Origin of the sequence: Nocardia ignorata NBRC 108230, assembly GCF_001612905.1 — a bacterium.
GTDB classification, from domain to species: Bacteria; Actinomycetota; Actinomycetes; order Mycobacteriales; family Mycobacteriaceae; genus Nocardia; species Nocardia ignorata.
This window is the reverse complement of sequence record NZ_BDBI01000041.1, coordinates 1-16,480: the sequence shown is the minus strand read 5'-3', so window position 1 is coordinate 16,480 and position 16,480 is coordinate 1. Positions and strand designations below refer to the sequence as shown.

The following is a 16,480-nucleotide window of genomic DNA, read 5'->3' as shown; positions in this document are numbered from 1 at the left end:
CGTAGGAACAACCGAGAGCCCTGGTAGCGAGGGGGAATCTCCTACGATCGGGTGAGCGGGCGGGTGACCGCTGCGTGGTTCGGAAAGGGGATACGCCGGTGACACCTCGCAGACGCGGATGGTTCAGGTCGGGGCCGGACAATGCCTGGATCAGTGGGGCGCGGGCCGCGACGGCCGCCGCCTTTCTCGATATGGATCGCAGGCAGACGGCAGCGGAGGCGGGTGTGGCGGCGAGCGAGCAGGTGTTCCCCGAGCGCCACATCGGCGCCGTCTGGGAACCGGTGCGCGCGCGGTGCTATGCCGCGTCGGGCGCCTACCTGAGTTTCACCGACGAACTCGACAGCGCCGAGGCCGCGGGGACGGCGATCGCCGACGGTCCGGCCAGGGCCGACGCGCTGGTGCGCGAGCTCGCCGCCGCCGCGCGCGGGGTCGACGAGTTCTATCACGCGCATCGGGCCGGCCTCGAGCACGCGGTGAGCGTGCGGGCGTCGGTGCCGCAGTTGCTCGCGCAGGTGCGGGCCGAGGCCGAGCGGGAACTCGCCGCGGCCGAATCATCGGAGTACGTCTCCTACCCTTCGGTGGCCGCGGGCGTGCGGAAATTGAGTGAGGCACTGGTCACAGCCTCTGGGGTCGATCCGGGTACCGCCGTCGCGGCCGCGCGGGAGGTCGCGACCGAGGTTCGCCAGGCGTGTGTGGAATTGCGGGAAGTGTTGGCGCAGGCACCATCTCGTGCCAACGCCGCGTCCAACGCGATCGCCTCGGTGACCACCCGGCTGGCGGCCGTGCGCAATCGGGCCGACGCGCTCGGCCCCGCGTACTCGGCGTTGTTGCGCGAGTTCAACGCTGCGAGTTCGGCGGATCTGACGAACAATGAACGCGAAAGCCGGCGCGGTATCGAGGCCGCGGACGCGGCGCTGGTACGCGCGCGTGTCGCGGCTGCCGATCGCGACCCGGAGACCGCCCTTGACCTGACAGCGACCGCGCGCGAACACCTCGCCGAGTCCGAACAGCTCGTCGACGCCGTCACCCGGCGGCTCGAACTGTTGCGCGAGGTACGTGCGGACCCCGAAGCGCAGCTACGCACCGTACGATTCCGGCTGCGGGACGCGCAGATGCTCGCCGTCGATCGAGGGCTGGTCGGCGAGTGGGGTTCGGTGCTCGACGCGCAAGCCGAACGCCTCGATCGCATGACGGCCGGACTGACCGGTCGTCATCCAGACTATTGGGCGTATGTTTCTGAACTGCGAACCGTCGCGGAGTTCATCGCCGGAGTGGTCGATCGCATGCGAAAAACCGTAGGAACCGACAGCACTTAGGACCGCACACGACATGACACGGGTCGACGAATGAGGTGGGGGGAATGACCGCAGGCTACGCCATCGCACCGGAGGTGAACCTGCGAAAGCAGGTGCCGCTGCGCCACTTCCACAATTTGCAGGGCCCGCGCAGCCGTGAGTTGTTCCTGGTGGAGCCGGAACCGATTCCGGGAACCGCCGACCGCGAACTGCTCGCCACCGCCCTCGGCGCCACCCTGTACGTGCCCGCGACCCGACCCGATCTGGCCGCGACGATCCTGCGTCGCGCCGCGCGCGGAGTGTGCTCGATGGTGATCGACCTCGAGGACGCCGTGGCCGACCATCAGGTCGACGCCGCGAAGGAACACGCGGTCGCCACCCTCGACCTGCTCGCCGGAGTCGCCGACCCGGTGCCGATGCTGTTCGTCCGGGTGCGCGACGTGCAGACCGTCACCGAATTGGCCGACCGGCTCGGGCCGGGTGCCGACATGCTCACCGGTTTCGTCTTCCCCAAGTTCGACGCCGTCACCGGGCCCGCCTACCTGGCCGCGCTCGACGCGGCCGGTGACCGCCTCGGCCGCCCCGTCTACGGCATGCCGGTGCTCGAATCGGCGAACCTCGTGCATCGCCAGACTCGCGACGAACAGCTCTCGCGCATCGCCGAGCTGCTCGCCGAGCATCGGGACCGGTTGCTCGCGGTGCGCATCGGCGCCACCGACATGTGCTCGACCTTCGGCATCCGCCGCGACCGCGACCTCACCATCTACGACGTGCGGGTGATCGCCGACGTGATCGCCGACATCGTCAACTACCTCGGCCGCGCCGACGGCACCGGTTTCATCATCACCGGCCCGGTGTGGGAGTACTTCGCCGACCACGAACGTATGTTCCGCCCGCTGCTGCGCACCGCCCCGTTCGAGGAATCCGACGCGGTGCCGTTCCGGCAGTACCTGGTGAGCCGCGACCTGGACGGGTTGCTGCGCGAGATCACCCTCGACCGCGCCAACGGCATCCAGGGCAAAACGGTGATCCACCCGTCGCACGTCGCCGCCGTGCACGCGCTGTCGGTGGTGACGCACGAGGAATACGCCGACGCGCTGCACATCATGGAGGCCGATGTCGGCGGAGTGGCGGCCTCCGAATACCGCAACAAGATGAACGAGATGCGCCCCCACCGCAGTTGGGCCCGCCAGACGCTGGTCCGGGCTCGCGCGTTCGGGGTGGCGAACAAGGGAGTGTCCTTCGTGGATCTGCTGACAGCGATGATCGCGGAATGAACGCCGTGAGCACGACCGACATGCCGTGGGCCACCGCGCATCTGGGAATTCGCCTGCACCACGGGCAGGCTTTCACCGCCTGCGGCGCCTCGGACGGTTCGTCGGCGGTGACCGCGATCGACCCCGCGCCGCAGAGGCGAGCAGTCTCGGCCGAGTTCTGGGGCGCGGGGCTCGCGCCTGTCGAGCCGGGCGCCGCATTGCCCGATGCGCTGTCGATCGGTGAACTGGTGCGTCCGGGCTTGCGCCGTAATCCGCGCCGCGCTCATCTGCTGGTTTCCACGGTGCTCGGCAAGCATCTGCCCACGGACCCGCGTGTGGTGATCGGCGCCGGTAACCGCCTGGCCGACCTGGTGCGCGACAAGCTCGGCGACCGAGAGGCGGTTGTTCTCGGATTCGCCGAGACCGCGACCGGTTTGGGGCACTGTGTGGCGGCGCGGCTCGAGGCCGGCTGCTACCTGCATTCCACCCGGAGGAGCGAGCCGAGGGCCACCACACTCACCGGTTTCGAGGAGGGGCACTCGCACGCCACCTCCCACCAGTTGCAGCCCGCGCCCGCCGGAATCTTCGCCAACGACCTGCCGCTGGTGCTTGTCGACGACGAGATCTCCACCGGCGATACGGCCATCGACGCTGTGCGCGCCTTGCACGAATTCGCGCCGCGTTCGCAGTACGTGCTGGCCTCGCTGGTCGACTTGCGGACCGCCGCCGACCGGGACAAGTTCGAGAAGTTCGCGGCCGAACTCGGGGCACGCATCGACACCGTTTGCCTGGCAACAGGTCTGGTCGACCTACCCGCCGGGCTCGTCGACGCGGTGGCGGCTTTGCCCGAGCCGCGACTCAATCCCCGATCGGTTCGGCCGGGTTCGTACAGCCACATCGAATTGCCTTGGCCGGTCGCTGTTCCCGAGGGTGGTCGGCACGGTGTTCTACGCACCGACGCCGCGGCTTTCGACGACGCCCTGGACGTTGTCGTCGACGAAGTGCGCGCACGTTTGGACGCCGAGTTCGCCGGTCGGCCGGTCATCGTGCTCGGCCACGAGGAGCTCATGTACCTGCCGGTGCGCCTGGCCGCCGGGCTGGCGGACGCGGGGATCCCTGCCCGCTTCCAAACCACTACCCGCTCACCGGCTTACGTCCTCGACGAGCCGGGCTATCCGCTGCGCCGAGGTTTCCGCTTCACCGCCCCCGAACCCGACCCGACCGCCCAGCGCTACCTCTACAACGCTCAGTGGGAGGGCGCGAACCCGGTCCTGCTGGTCGTCATCGACCCGCCCGCCGACACGCCCGAACTCGTCGCCCCCGGCGGTCTGGTCGATGTGCTCACCGCGTCGGGTGCCGATGTTCTGGTCGCCGTCGTCCCGGGCGCCGATCCCCGCGAGCTGCACGCCTCTCGCCTTGCGCAAGCGTCGGACGAGGGGGCGCCGCGCGATGCCCGGGGTCGGGAAGAGCTGGTGACTATTGATCAGCGGGTCGGAGAGTCGCGCGGTACCGGTGAGCTCGCTGTCGGGCCGAACGACTTCCCTGCTCCGCTGCACGGCCCGGACTTCGGCTCGTACGCGCGCGAGGATGTCTCATGGCTGCTCAAGGACCTGTCCGACGTCGACCTGGAAGCCGATGTGGCCGAACGCGAACGACGCATCCAGGCAGGTAAAGCCCATTACGCCGAGTCGCTGCCGGTGGAGTACCAGCCCGATGCCGCCTACCGCGAACTGTTCGACCGCGTGCTCGCCGAGAGTGCCGAGCGGCTCGCCCTGGCCGTGGCGACGGTTGCCGAACTGGTCGTCGCCGAACGCGGCGAGAACATCGTGCTCGTGTCGTTGGCCCGCGCCGGTACACCGATCGGTGTGCTGATGCGACGCTGGTTGGCCAGCGGTATCGGGCGCCCGGCTTTGGACGCGCCGCACTACGCCGTATCCATCGTCCGTGATCGTGGTATCGACTCGGTCGCCCTGGATTACCTTGCCCACCATCATGATCCGTCCACAATCGTGTTCGTCGACGGCTGGACCGGCAAGGGCGCCATCACCCACGAACTCACCGCCGCCCTGGACGCCTATCACGCGGCGGGCGGCGCCAGGTTCGACGACGAACTCGTCGTGCTGGCCGACCCGGCCAATTGTGTGCGAACCTTCGGCACCCGTGACGACTTCCTCATCGCTTCGGCCTGCCTGAATTCGACTGTTTCCGGCCTTGTTTCACGCACGGTCCTGAACGAGAACCTGATCGGTCCGCGTGACTTCCACGGAGCCAAGTTCTATCGCGATCTGGCCGCCGACGACGTGTCGAACAAACTGATCGACACCGTCACCGCCGCCTTCGAAGGCATTCGCGACAAGGTGCCCGCCGCCGTCGCCGCGATCCGGGATTCCGACCGAACACCCGACTGGTCGGGCTGGGCGTCGGTGGAGAAGGTGCGCGCCGAATACGGCATCAGCACAGTGAATTACGTGAAACCCGGCGTCGGCGAGACCACCCGGGTGCTGCTGCGTCGCGTTCCGTGGCGGGTGCTGGTGCGGGAAGCCGACGCACCCGAGCACGCCCACATCCGCCTGCTCGCCGCCGCACGCAATGTCCCGGTGGAGGTGGTGCCGGATCTGGCCTACTCCTGCATGGGCTTGATCAAGGAGCTATCGCAGTGACCGCCCTGTTCGCCACCGACCTGGATCGCACGATGATCTTCTCGCGCAACGCCTTCCACGGCGCGGAAAACGTCGAGAAGGAATGCGTCGAGTTCTACGAGGGCGAACCCCTGTCCTACATGACCACCACCGCGATCGCCCGTTTGCGTGAGCTGGCCGCGAACGCGCCGGTGATCCCGACCACCACCCGCACCATCGAACAGTTCCAGCGCATCGAATTACCCGGCGCGCCATGGCGTTTCGCTATCACGAGCAACGGCGGCAATATCCTCGTCGACGGCATTCCCGACCCGGCGTGGCGGTTGTCCATCGACGATCAGGTCAACGCGACCGGCGCGACCTTGGCTTCCGTCGGCGCCGAGTTACGTTCGCGGATCAGCGATTCCTGGGTCACGAAGTATCGCGAGGCCGACGCATTGTTCTGCTACCTGGTAGTCCGCCCCGACGCGGTCCCGGCGGGCTTCCTCGCCGAATGGGGCACCTGGTGTCGCGCCAACGGCTGGTCGGCCTCCCAGCAGGGCCGCAAGATCTACACCATGCCCGACGCGGTCTGCAAAAGCCTCGCCGTCGCCGAAGTCCGCCGCCGCCTCACCGAATCCGGTGAACTACCCGACGGCGCGCGACTGTTCGCCGCGGGCGACGGCGCCCTCGACGCGAGAATGCTCGAATCCGCCGACGCCGCCATCCGCCCCCGCCACGGCGAACTCGAAGAACTCGCCTACACCGCCCCCAACCTCACCGTCACCACCACCGCCGGCATCCTGGCCGGCGCGGAAATCCTCGACTGGTTCCACGCCGCCCTCCCCGTCGCGGATCCGGTCTGACCTTCCTACGCGCTCACCGCGGCAACGCCCGGAAGGTCACCGAATTTGGCCTTCACATCGAGGGATACGACAGTCCGGCCGGATTCCGCCGCATGCGCTGCGATGATCAGATCGTGTGCGCCCCTCGGCCTTCCGGTCCGGCGTACATGCGCGAGCAGTTGCGCGTGCCGGGTGGCTGTTTGTTCTGTGTATTCGAGGATGTCGAGATCGGCAAGGAGAACAGAGAGCCGACGGGATCGCTGGGCTGCTCGTTCGGCTGTGTCTGCCAACTCGATACCGACCCGGAATTCGGCGACTGTCACCGCTGCGATCGCCAGTTCGTCGTCGTCGAAGACTCGACGATCGATCGTCCCGCGCTCGTAGGCGATGAGGAGGCCGGTGTCGAGGATCAGTTGCCGCCCCATGGGTCCTCCTGATCGTCGGTGATCAGGGCGAGTGCGGCGTTGATGTCATCGGCGAAGTCGTCATCGAAAGGGGTGGTGTCGGAGGTCTCCAGCGCGCGCCGCAACGCGGAGCCGGTGCTTGTCGTCGGCGGCGAGACGGTCGCGACCGTCCGCCCGTGTCGGACGATACGGATGGTCTCGCCGTGCTCGGCGCGGCGTAGTACAGCCGAGAAGTTCCGAGATGCCTCGGCCGCAGACATCGTGGTCATGAATTCAGATTATCTGAATACTGGTGATTCGACCAGGACAGACCGTGGTTTGTCCAGCTCAGTACTGCTGCTGACCGGCGAGTTTCTGGGTGACGACGGCCTGGATGCGTTGCAGGCCGCCCACGCTCACGCCGCTCTGCAACTGACCTTCGATGGTGCGGACCAGGGCGTTGTCGCTCATCACCTTCTCGGAAGACTGGATGAGGACGGTGCCCGCGCCGGTGAAGTCGAACTGGCGTTCCTCGCCGGAGGTAGCGCCCATCGCGGCCGCGCCCGCCGACAGGAAACCGGTGATCCAGCCCTGGTCGTAATGGTGGCTCGGGGACGGGCAGTCGGCCCAGCCGACCAGCGCTTCGGGATCCACCCGCAGCGGTGGTTCGGCGAACATCACCGGTCCGTTGGACGAGGCGAGGAACTTGCCGGTGCCGATGAGGGTGAGGAAGCCGGGCACGATCGACTGTTTCAGCGCGAGGCCCGGCTCGAACGCGAGCAGGTTGGCGCCGCGGATCGTGAGGTTGCCGTCCTCGAGATCGTAGGAATTGATGTCGTAGCCGCGGTCGCCGATGATGAGCTTGCCGTGGCCCTCGGCCACCACGTACTCACCGGCGAACAGCGGCGCCGAGAACTGGCTGCTCACCATGTGGGTGAGATGGCCCTGCAGACCGTGCGTGAGCAGCTGGAAATTGATCTGCCCGTAGTAGGCGATCATGGCGCCCTTGCGCATGAACCACGGCCCGGTCAGGTCGATGCAATAGGCGTAGCTGTTTCCCGGAATATTGTCGCTGGCACCGAGATTCATGGGGGACAGGATTTCGCTCATGACTCACAACTTCTCTTCGGAGGCCTGCACATACACGACACCCTGACCGTGGCAATGCAATTGCATCGCCTCGCCCGATCCGCGACCCACCGCGTCGCGCCAGCTCATCGCCGCCTTCAATTCGGTCTGCACGTTTCCGTACGCCGCGACGAATGCCTGCGGGTCGACGACCACCGGATTCGACCCGCCCACTTGCAATTCCAGGAATCCGCCGTGCGCCAGCAGCACCGCCGAACCCTGACCGCTCAGTTGCGTGGTGAACATGCCCTGCCCGGTCGCCACACCCGCGGCGGCCCCGCGCAGCGCACCCATCAGGCCGCCACCGCCACCACCACCGGAACTGGCCACCGAGACCACCGAGGCCTGCAACCCGGCGGTGTTCGCCAGCAGCCGCGAGGCCTCCACCCGCAGCACCGCACCGGGCTGCATCTGCACCACGTGCACCTCGAGCCCGGCGAATCCGTAATGAACGGAGCCGTGTCCGCGCGCGAGCATCGTTCGCTCGTGTTCGCCCGCCATCATGGCGCCCGCCATGCGCATCAGCCCACCACCGCCGCCCATGCCGCCACCCGCACCGGGAATCTGGTGTGGGGAAAACTGCACCTGGCCGGTGTAGAACAGCATCGCGCCGGTGCGCCCGACCACCCCGCCCGCCTGGGCGACGTCGACCTTGACGACCTTGCTGTTGACCTTCTCGAACATCGTCGCTTCCCTTACCGTTCCGCGGGCTGGATCAGCACAACGCCCTGGCCGTCCCACCGCAGCGAGAACGCCTCGCCCGCGTCCTGGCCGACCATCGTGCGCCAGGAGACGTCGGTGACGAACGACTGGTTGAGATTGCCGCGCGCCGCGACGAACGCGTCGGGGTCCACGATCAGCGGGTACTGCGGCGACACCTCGAGGTGGATCAGCGGCCCTCCGGCCGACAGCAGCGCCACCTGACCCTGACCGCTCACCGTTGTAGTGAAAAGACCACTGCCCGAAGACATTCCACCCACACCGGCGAACCGCACGTCGGTGCGCAGATTGCCCGCGAAGGCCAGCAACTGCTGCGACTCGACCTGCAACGTGTCGTTGTTCAGGTTCACCACGGTGACGTTCTGGCCGTTGACCGCGAAGAACACCCGGCCGTTGCCGGTGCACTCCATCAGCGACAGCTTCTCGCCGGTGGCGCGGCGCTTGAGACCGTTGAGCACGCCCTCGCCGCCGCCGAAGCCGGCCGATTTGAACTGCACATTGCCCTCGTAGGCAACCATCGAGCCCGCGATCGCGCGGATACTGGTCCCCGCGAGATGTGCCTCGATCACTTTCTTCGATTGTTCGAACAACTGCGCCATTCCTGGCCCCTTTGTAAGGCGGGTGCGACGCCCCGTTCCGACAGCGACGTCACCCTAACCGATCGGGAGGCTGAACGCCCGGGCCCGGTTTCTCGTACAGTGACAACAAGACCGCACCGACAAGCGAAGGGTCGAACTTGTCTGCAACACTCGCCAAAGGCCAGAACGGTCCACTGGCCGTCAGTGACGTGGTGATCTCACTCCAGCTCACGGCACCGGCCGATCTGTCCGCGCTGCTCGTCACCGAGCAGGGCAAGGTCCGCACCGACGCCGATTTCGTGTTCTACAACCAGCCGAGCGGTCCGGGTGTGGACCTGCGACCCGGTCCGGCCGGTCAGCCCGCCTCGCTCGCGGTGTCGCTGCCCGCCGTGCCCGCCGAGATCGACCAGATCCGCGCGGTCATCACCCTCGACGACGCGACCAGCAATTTCGGTCGTTTCGCCCCGCCGACCGCGATCATCTCCGACGCCGCGGGCAACCAGCTGTACTCGTACCTCATCGAGGGTCTCAACGCCGAGTCGATCGTGATCGCGTTGGAGCTGTACCGCCGTCAAGGTGGCTGGAAGGTGCGCGCCGTCGGCCAGGGGTACGCCGGTGGCTTCGCCGCGCTGGTCACCGATCACGGTGTGCAGGTGGATGATTCGCCCGCGCAGCCCGCCGCCGCACCGCAGCAGGCCGCACCGCCGCCGCCCCCGGCGCCGAGTTACCAGCAGCCCGCGCCCGCCTACGCGCCGCCCGGTGGGGGTTACCCGCCTCCCGCGCCGCCGCAGCAGCCCCCCGTGGGCGGTGGCTATCCGCCGCCGCAGCAGGGTGGTTACCCGCCGCCGCCCGGTGGGGGTTACCCGCCCGCCGCCTCGCCTGCCGCGCCGCCGCAGCCGACCGGGGAGATCAGCCTGAGCAAGGACCGGCCGGTCAGCCTGCAGAAGGGTCAGCGGGTCACCCTGCGCAAGGAAGGCGCCGCGCTCACCTTCGTGAAGATGGGTCTGGGCTGGGACCCGGTGCGCACCCGTGGCATGTTCGGCAACCGCACCGTCGACATCGACCTCGACGCCTCGGTGTGCCTGTTCGCCGACCAGAACCTGGTCGACGTGGCCTACTACGGTCAGCTCTCGTCCAAGGACGGCTCGGTCCGCCATCAGGGCGACAACCTCACCGGTGAGGGCGAAGGCGACGACGAGATGATCCTCGTCGACCTCACCCGCATCCCCGCCCACATCTCCACGTTGCTGTTCATCGTCACCTCCTACAAGGGGCACACCTTCGAACAGGTGCAGAACGCGTTCTGCCGCCTGATCGACGGCACGACCAACGGCGAACTCGCCCGCTACACCCTCGCGGGCGGCATGCCGTTCACCGCGATGGCGATGGCGAAGGTGTACCGCTCCGGTGGTGACTGGAAGATGCAGGCGCTCGGCGAGGGTTTCCAGGCCAAGCACCCCGGCGAGGCCGTCCCGCAGCTCGGCCGTTTCCTCGGCCGCGACTGACCTTCCGCACCACACAGCAAGGCAAACACCGTGATTCACCTGAAGGCAGGGCAGAACACCGCACTGACCGCCGACTCCGTGCGTTTCACCGCGCAGACCACGGGCACCGTCGAACTCGGCGCGCTCGTGGTCGGCGAGGACCTGCGGGTGCGCGACGAACACGATCATGTGTGCGCGTCGCGTCCCTCGGCTCCCGGTGTGCGATTCGGTGGCAGTTCGGTGGAACTGACCCTGTCCCAGGTGCGTTCGGACGCGCACGCCGTGCTGCTGTTCGTCGCCGCCGGGCACGTACTCGGGCCGGTGACCGCGTCCTTCGCCGAGAACGGCGTTCCCGCAGCGGAATTCGTCATCTCGCCGACGGCGGGAGAGAGTTCGCTGATCTGTCTCGAAGTGTATCGGCGGGGGTCGGGCTGGAAGTTGCGTGCGCTCGGCCAGGGTTACGCCGGTGGTGTGGCTCAGTTGTTGAGCACGCATGGTGTTTCCGGCCAAAGTGCTTCGGGTACCGCATCTTTCGGACACAACGTGGTAGATGGCGTGCCGTCGGCGCCCGGTGGTTTCGGGTCGGGCGCGCAGGGCGATTCGTTCAGCGGTAGTGCCCACGGTGGCGTACCTGGCGGTGCTGCCTTCGGCGGTGTGCCTGGCGGTGCTGCGCAGGGCGGTCACGTTCCGGATGGGACGGTGCCCGTGGCGCCGGTTCATGGAGCAGGCGCGTCGGCGGGACCAGCTTCGGGCCATGCAGCTGCCTCGACCGAATCGCTCGCCCAACCGACGCCCGCCCCCGGCATCCCCCTCGAAGTCGACCACGGCCTACAGCGCATGTGGATGATCTTCGAGGACGCCGCACGCTCCGCCGCAGCCCTCGTCTCGGCGCGCGACTACGCCGCCAAGCGCCTGGATCAGGAACTGTCGGAAGCGGTTTCGAATCCGGCAACGCGAAACACCCCCGCCGCCGACGCCGCCCGCCACGCCGCGCAACGCCGTCACGACGAGCTGGTCGGTCGCGCCGATGCCGACCACCGCCGCGACAGCGACATGCTCGCCCGCGAGATCGCCGAAGCCGACTCCGTGATGCCCGCGGCCCTGGCCTCCTGGCTGGCCCCCGCGTGGACCACCCGCGCCGCCGCCAGCGATGGCATCCGTCTCGGCGAGCTCTACGCACCCGATCGCGGCGACCTGCGTATCCCGTATTGCGTTCCGGTGCCGCTGAATCGGCCGCTGTGGGTCGACACGGAGTCCAGCGCGGCCGCCTCCCGCGTGGTCGGCGCCCTGCTGGCCCGCCTCGTCGCCGCCATCCCCGACCGGCCCACCCGCATCGACCTGATCGACCTCACCGGTGGCCTACGCGGCCTCGCCACACCCCTGTCCCCGTTGCTCGCGGGTCCGGTGATCGCCGACCACCTCGACATCTCCCCGCGCCTGGCCGAACTGGCCAACGCCGCCGAACTGGCCGAAATCGCCTACCACGCAGGCGAAGCGGCGCCCCCGAAGGACCACCGCATTCTGGTAGCGGCCGACTTCCCCCACGGCTACCAAGCCGCCGACGTAGTCCGCCTCGGCCAGCTCATGGTCCGCGGCGACCTCATCGGCCTCTCCCTTCTCATCGTCGGCACCGCCACCCCCGACGCCGCCGACGCCCCCGCCACCCTCCTCTCCCAATCCTGCCGCCACCTCCCCACCCTCCCCGGCACCCCCCTCTTCGACCCCTGGACCGGCAACGCCTGGGAACTAGACCTCGACATGCTCCCCCTCGAACCCGAACTCCAGGCCCGCTACCTGCGGATGTAGGACCGCTCAGTAGACGCGGGACGGTCCCGCGTCTACTCGGACGGCGTCCGGATGCGCGGGGTCGGTCCAACTCCTCCGTGGTTGAAGGAAGTGGGGGAGCCAGGGGAGGAGTGGGTCCGGGGAGCGGTCGAGGATGCCGCCTGCGGGGTCGTCTACGTGGTCGCGGCGGACCAGGTCGGCTTCGGGGCGCAGGATTTGGTAGATGATCATGGCGCACAGGCCGACGACAGCCAGGTCGCGCAGCACCACCGTGGCGGTGAACCATTGTTCGGGGAGGCCCTTGTTGTCCTCGCCGAGGTAATAGAACATGCGCGGCACCCAGACCAGGGCGTCGATTGTCATCCAGGCCAACAGGATTCGGCGGTGGGGGAGCGCGAGGACGGCGAGGGGGACCAACCACAGGGAGTACTGCGGGCTCCACACCTTGTTGGTGAGCAGGAACGCGGCGACCACCAGGAAGCACAGTTGGGCGAGGCGGGGACGGCGGTTCGCGGTGAGTGCCAGGTAGGCGATGCCCGCGCAGGCCAGGACGAACAGCAGGAGCGAGACCGTGTTCAGGATGGTCGGGGGCTCACCGTGCGACAGCGGACCGTCGAAACCCTCCCAGCCGGTGAACGAGGCGATCACGTTGTAGATGGAGTCGGGGTCGGCGTGACGGGTGGTGTTGAGGCGGAAGAACTCTCGCCACCCGTTCGGGAACAGCACCGCGATCGGCAGGTTCACCGCACCCCACGTACCGAGGGCCGCCGCCACGGCGAGCGTGGCCGAACCGAGCGGACGCTGCGCGAAAACCTGTGTCCGCGTGGGGGTTGCTCGCAGCCAGGCGCGCGCCGCGGCGAGGCTGTCGATATCGCGTAATCGCACGCCGACCTGGGCGGCGGGCAGACGTTGCATCGGATCGGTGCGCAGACACAGCACGATGATCGGTCCGAGCAACAGCAGCGGATACAACTTCGCCGCACCGCCCAGACCGAGCAGCACCCCGGCGAGCACCGGCCGCCGCCGCGCCCACGCCAGCAGACCAGTCGCCGCGAAAGCCGTTGCGAAAGCGTCGAAATTGGTGAAGATGTGCACGATCACCAGTGGCGACACCGCGATCAACGCGGCATCCCAGACCCGTCGCCCGGCTAGTCGCGACGACGCCCACACCGTGATCAGCCACCCAACGGCCAACCCGAGCGCGACCACATTGAAGTACACGACAACCGACAGCGCACCGGGCAGCGGCAGGTGATCCCACACATTGCCGATCTGCATGGCCGCGTACTGGTAGAGCCCCGAAAGCACCGGGTACTCCATGTATCTGACCTCGGTGCCGCCGTCGGGTGTCGACTCGATCCAGTACTTCTTGTACGGGAACGCGCCCTCGTTGAGCCGCTCGGCACCGTAGAGCGGCACCGTGTCGGAGTAGCACATGGCCGTGTACTGGCGGCCGTTGTTCCAGTCGAGCATCAGCCCGCCCGCGCCGTCGTCGGTCTGCTGGATACAGCCCGCCTTCGTCGCCCAGCCCAGCGCGAGGAAGACGACGGTGAAGGCGAACAGCACCCGCAGCGGCGTCCAGAACCGGACCCGCCCGATCAGCGCGTGCGCGCCGACCGGGCCGCCGATCACCGTCGACAGTTGCGAGGTGAGGGAATCGTTGCGGCTCGGGCGGTCTCGCGCGTCGATCGAACGCAGGTCCGGTGCCAGTGGCGCGGGCGACACGTACCGCGGCTCGCGGCCGGGCCAGGTGTCGTTCGGCGCCGGCTGGTCCGCGAGTTGCTGATCGGTCACGACATCCGAGGCTACCGGTGGCTATCGGGAACGCGTCGGTGTGGCTCCCGCGCCGCCGCTCTCCTCGTCGTCGTTGCCGCCACCACCAGGCCTGCCGTTGCCGTTGCCGTTGCCGGGCGACTCACCCGGCGTCGCGGTCGGCTGACCGGGCAGCGGGCCGGTGGTCGGCTCGGCCTGCTGCGGCGCCTGCACGGCGGGCTGCTGCACACCGGGCACGGGGATGCGGATGCCGGGCAGGATCTCCACCTGCGACGGCACGATCACCGGCGGCGCGACGGTCGGCGCGGTGGTCTCCGGCGCCGTGTAGGGCGCCGACCATTCCGGCACACCGGCTTGGCCCTTGATCGCGGCGGGCTTGGGGAACGTCTCGGTGGGGGTGCCCGCCAGGGCGCCGTCCATCGTGGCCTTCCAGATGTCGGACGGCAGGCCGGAACCGTAGATGTGCGAACCGCCGTAGTTCTTCAGCGGGTCACCCTGTTCGGTACCGACCCACACCGCGGTCGACAGCGACGGCGTGTAGCCGACCATCCAGGCGTCGCGGTTGTTGCCGGTGTCGCCGAGCTGGTGGGTACCGGTCTTGGCGGCCGATTCCCGGCCACCGGCCAGGTTGTGGTTGTTAGAGTAGGCCGCGATCGGCTTCATCGCCGCGGTGACATTGTCGGCGACGGCCGCGCTCACCCGCTGCTCACCGGCCGGTTCGCCGCGATCGAGCAGCACCTGCCCGTCGGCGGTGACGACGCGCTGCACGAAATGCGGCGCGTGGTACATGCCGGAGGCGGCCAGCGTGGCGTAGGCCGAGGCCATGTCGAGCGGACGTGACTGGTACTGGCCGAGGATGATGCCGTTGTTGGGGCCCGCGCCGTCGGGTTCGGTGAGCGTGGGGCCCACGCCCGGCAGTTCCTTGGCGATGCCGAGCTTGTGACCCATGTCGGCGATCTTCTGCGGACCGTTCTGCATGTCGAGCTGCATCCGGTAGAAGCTGGTGTTCAGCGAACGCTTCAGCGACTCGGCGATCGTGCACATACCGCACGACTGGCCTTCGACATTGTTGATCTCGATGCCGTTGACCTTCAGCGGCGAGCTGTCGTACATCTGCGACAGCGGAATGCCCTGCTCGAGGTTGGCGGCGAGACCGATCACCTTGAACGACGAACCGGTCGGCAGACCCGCGTTGGCGAAGTCGTAGCCCTGACCGTCCTCACCGCCGTAGTAGGCGCGGACAGCACCGGTGCGCGGGTCGATGGACACCACCGCGGTGCGCAGATTCTCGGGTTCGCCGTCGAGCTTGTTGCGCGCGGCGTTCACCGCGGCTTCCTGCGCCTTCGGGTCGATGGTCGTGGTGATCTGCAGGCCCTCGGTGTTGAGCTGCTGCTCGCTGATCCCCGCGGCCGAAAGCTCCTCGAGCACCCGGTTCTTCACGTGCCCCTCGGGCCCGGAGTCCAGGCTGTTCTCGCCGAGCGATGCGATGGGCACCACGGCCGGATACTGCATCGACTGACGTTCGGCCGCCGACAGGTTGCCGCCGGAGACCATGCCGTCGAGCACGTAGTTCCAGCGCGACTTCGCGCCGGTGGGGTTCTTCTCCGGGTCCAGCAGCGAGGGCAGCTGGATGGTCGCGGCGAGGACGGCGCCCTCGGACACGGACAGCTCCTGCACCGGCTTGCCGAAGTAGGCCTTGGCGGCGGCGTCGATGCCGTACGCGCCACGACCGAAGTAGATGGTGTTCAGGTAGGCGGCAAGGATCTCCTCCTTGCTCCACTGGCGGGCCATCTTGGCCGAGATCACCAGCTCGTGCATCTTTCGGGTCATCGAGCGCTCGTCACCGACCAGCGCGTTCTTCACGTACTGCTGGGTGATGGTCGAACCACCACCGGCGCTTTCCTTGCCGAGGATGTTGTCGCGGGCGGCACGGGCGAAGCCCGACACCGAGAAGCCCGGGTTGGTGTAGAAGTCGCGGTCCTCGGCGGCGATCACGGCATTGCGCACATGCGGCGGGATCTGGTCGATGGAGACCTCGGTGCGGTTGCCCTGCGGCGGAACCACCTTGCTGATCACGCTCGTGCCGTCGGAGGCGTAGATCATGGCGACCTGATTGGTCTCCAGATCCTCCGGCTTGGGCACAGAGACGGTGGTGTAGGCGACGAGGAAAACGGCACTAGGCACGACGATGGCCAAGGCCATCAGGACATACATTGTCCGGCGCACGGCACGCCACGGCGATTTCTTGGTCACCGAACCATCCCTACCCGAGCCGTCGTCGCCCCCGCCACCATCGCGGCGATTGCGTGGCCCGACCGGCGGCGGTGTGCCGCCGGTTCCGGTGGCGCGGCGTTCACCGGTGGTCGGTCCGCCCGGGCGACGACCCGCGCCGGGCCGCGCGGCGACGGGCGTGCCACCGGTACGCGGACGACCCGCCTCCTCGCGCACGGTCCGTGACGGATGACTCGCCCGCACCGTCGACTCGTCGACACCGGGACGGGGAAGTTTCTGAGTGGCGCCGGCAGCTCCTGCGGCGGGCGCGGCCGGGCGACCCGGGGCGGGCCTGCCCTGCGGCGCACCGGGACGCTCCTGCGGCGCGCCGGGACGCTGCGGCG

Annotated in this window: 13 protein-coding genes; 6 read left to right on the top strand and 7 right to left on the bottom strand. The window is 68.3% G+C overall.

Translation table 11 applies throughout. From position 1 onward, the window contains the following. The first annotated feature begins 98 nt into the window (after positions 1-98). Genes NI2_RS28875 through NI2_RS28860 form a run of 4 tightly spaced genes read left to right on the top strand, consistent with a single transcriptional unit; the run spans position 99 to position 6,035 of the window. Positions 99-1,316: a hypothetical protein gene (locus NI2_RS28875; protein ID WP_243749790.1), complete on the top strand. Its 1,218-nt coding sequence runs from the start codon at positions 99-101 to the stop codon at positions 1,314-1,316. Between the two features lie 44 nt (positions 1,317-1,360). Then, the gene (locus tag NI2_RS28870) at positions 1,361-2,572 is read left to right on the top strand and encodes an HpcH/HpaI aldolase/citrate lyase family protein (RefSeq protein WP_174550367.1); all 1,212 of its coding nucleotides are present in this window, start codon (positions 1,361-1,363) and stop codon (positions 2,570-2,572) included. Further along, a complete protein-coding gene (locus NI2_RS28865) occupies positions 2,569-5,211 on the top strand; it encodes a phosphoribosyltransferase (protein ID WP_243749789.1) in 2,643 nt (880 codons plus the stop codon). Before NI2_RS28870 ends, NI2_RS28865 begins: the two co-directional genes overlap by 4 nt. Continuing rightward, positions 5,208-6,035: an HAD family hydrolase gene (locus tag NI2_RS28860; RefSeq protein WP_067497225.1), complete on the top strand. Its 828-nt coding sequence runs from the start codon at positions 5,208-5,210 to the stop codon at positions 6,033-6,035. The genes NI2_RS28865 and NI2_RS28860 overlap by 4 nt, the downstream gene beginning before the upstream one ends. A gap of 5 nt (positions 6,036-6,040) precedes the next feature. Here the strand turns inward: NI2_RS28860 and NI2_RS28855 are convergent, their stop codons facing one another. From NI2_RS28855 to NI2_RS28835, 5 genes are read right to left on the bottom strand one after another with little or no spacing between them, the layout of a single operon-like run. Continuing rightward, a complete protein-coding gene (locus NI2_RS28855; protein ID WP_067497223.1) occupies positions 6,041-6,439 on the bottom strand; it encodes a PIN domain-containing protein in 399 nt (132 codons plus the stop codon). After that, on the bottom strand, positions 6,424-6,687 hold the full coding sequence (locus NI2_RS28850; RefSeq protein WP_067497221.1) for a type II toxin-antitoxin system Phd/YefM family antitoxin: 264 nt from the start codon (positions 6,685-6,687) through the stop codon (positions 6,424-6,426). The genes NI2_RS28855 and NI2_RS28850 overlap by 16 nt, the downstream gene beginning before the upstream one ends. 58 nt (positions 6,688-6,745) lie before the next feature. After that, complete coding sequence (locus NI2_RS28845; protein WP_067497219.1) at positions 6,746-7,507, bottom strand: AIM24 family protein; 762 nt, start codon at positions 7,505-7,507, stop codon at positions 6,746-6,748. Between the two features lie 3 nt (positions 7,508-7,510). Further along, positions 7,511-8,209 (bottom strand): AIM24 family protein, encoded by a 699-nt coding sequence (locus NI2_RS28840; protein ID WP_067497218.1) that lies wholly within the window; start codon positions 8,207-8,209, stop codon positions 7,511-7,513. 11 nt (positions 8,210-8,220) lie between these two features. Continuing rightward, a complete protein-coding gene (locus NI2_RS28835) occupies positions 8,221-8,844 on the bottom strand; it encodes an AIM24 family protein (RefSeq protein ID WP_067497217.1) in 624 nt (207 codons plus the stop codon). A 137-nt stretch (positions 8,845-8,981) separates the two neighbouring features. On the opposite strand from NI2_RS28835, the gene NI2_RS28830 reads away from it, so the two are divergent. Further along, on the top strand, positions 8,982-10,328 hold the full coding sequence (locus NI2_RS28830; RefSeq protein ID WP_067497214.1) for a TerD family protein: 1,347 nt from the start codon (positions 8,982-8,984) through the stop codon (positions 10,326-10,328). Positions 10,329-10,358: 30 nt separating this feature from the next. Beyond that, on the top strand, positions 10,359-12,113 hold the full coding sequence (locus NI2_RS28825; RefSeq protein ID WP_067497212.1) for a TerD family protein: 1,755 nt from the start codon (positions 10,359-10,361) through the stop codon (positions 12,111-12,113). A gap of 6 nt (positions 12,114-12,119) precedes the next feature. Here the strand turns inward: NI2_RS28825 and NI2_RS28820 are convergent, their stop codons facing one another. Both NI2_RS28820 and NI2_RS28815 read right to left on the bottom strand, forming a co-directional pair. Then, positions 12,120-13,817, bottom strand: coding sequence for a glycosyltransferase family 87 protein (locus NI2_RS28820; RefSeq protein ID WP_067497289.1), 1,698 nt, complete (start codon positions 13,815-13,817; stop codon positions 12,120-12,122). A gap of 90 nt (positions 13,818-13,907) precedes the next feature. Further along, on the bottom strand, positions 13,908-16,480 hold a 2,573-nt coding region (locus tag NI2_RS28815), incomplete at its 5' end, for a transglycosylase domain-containing protein (protein ID WP_067497287.1).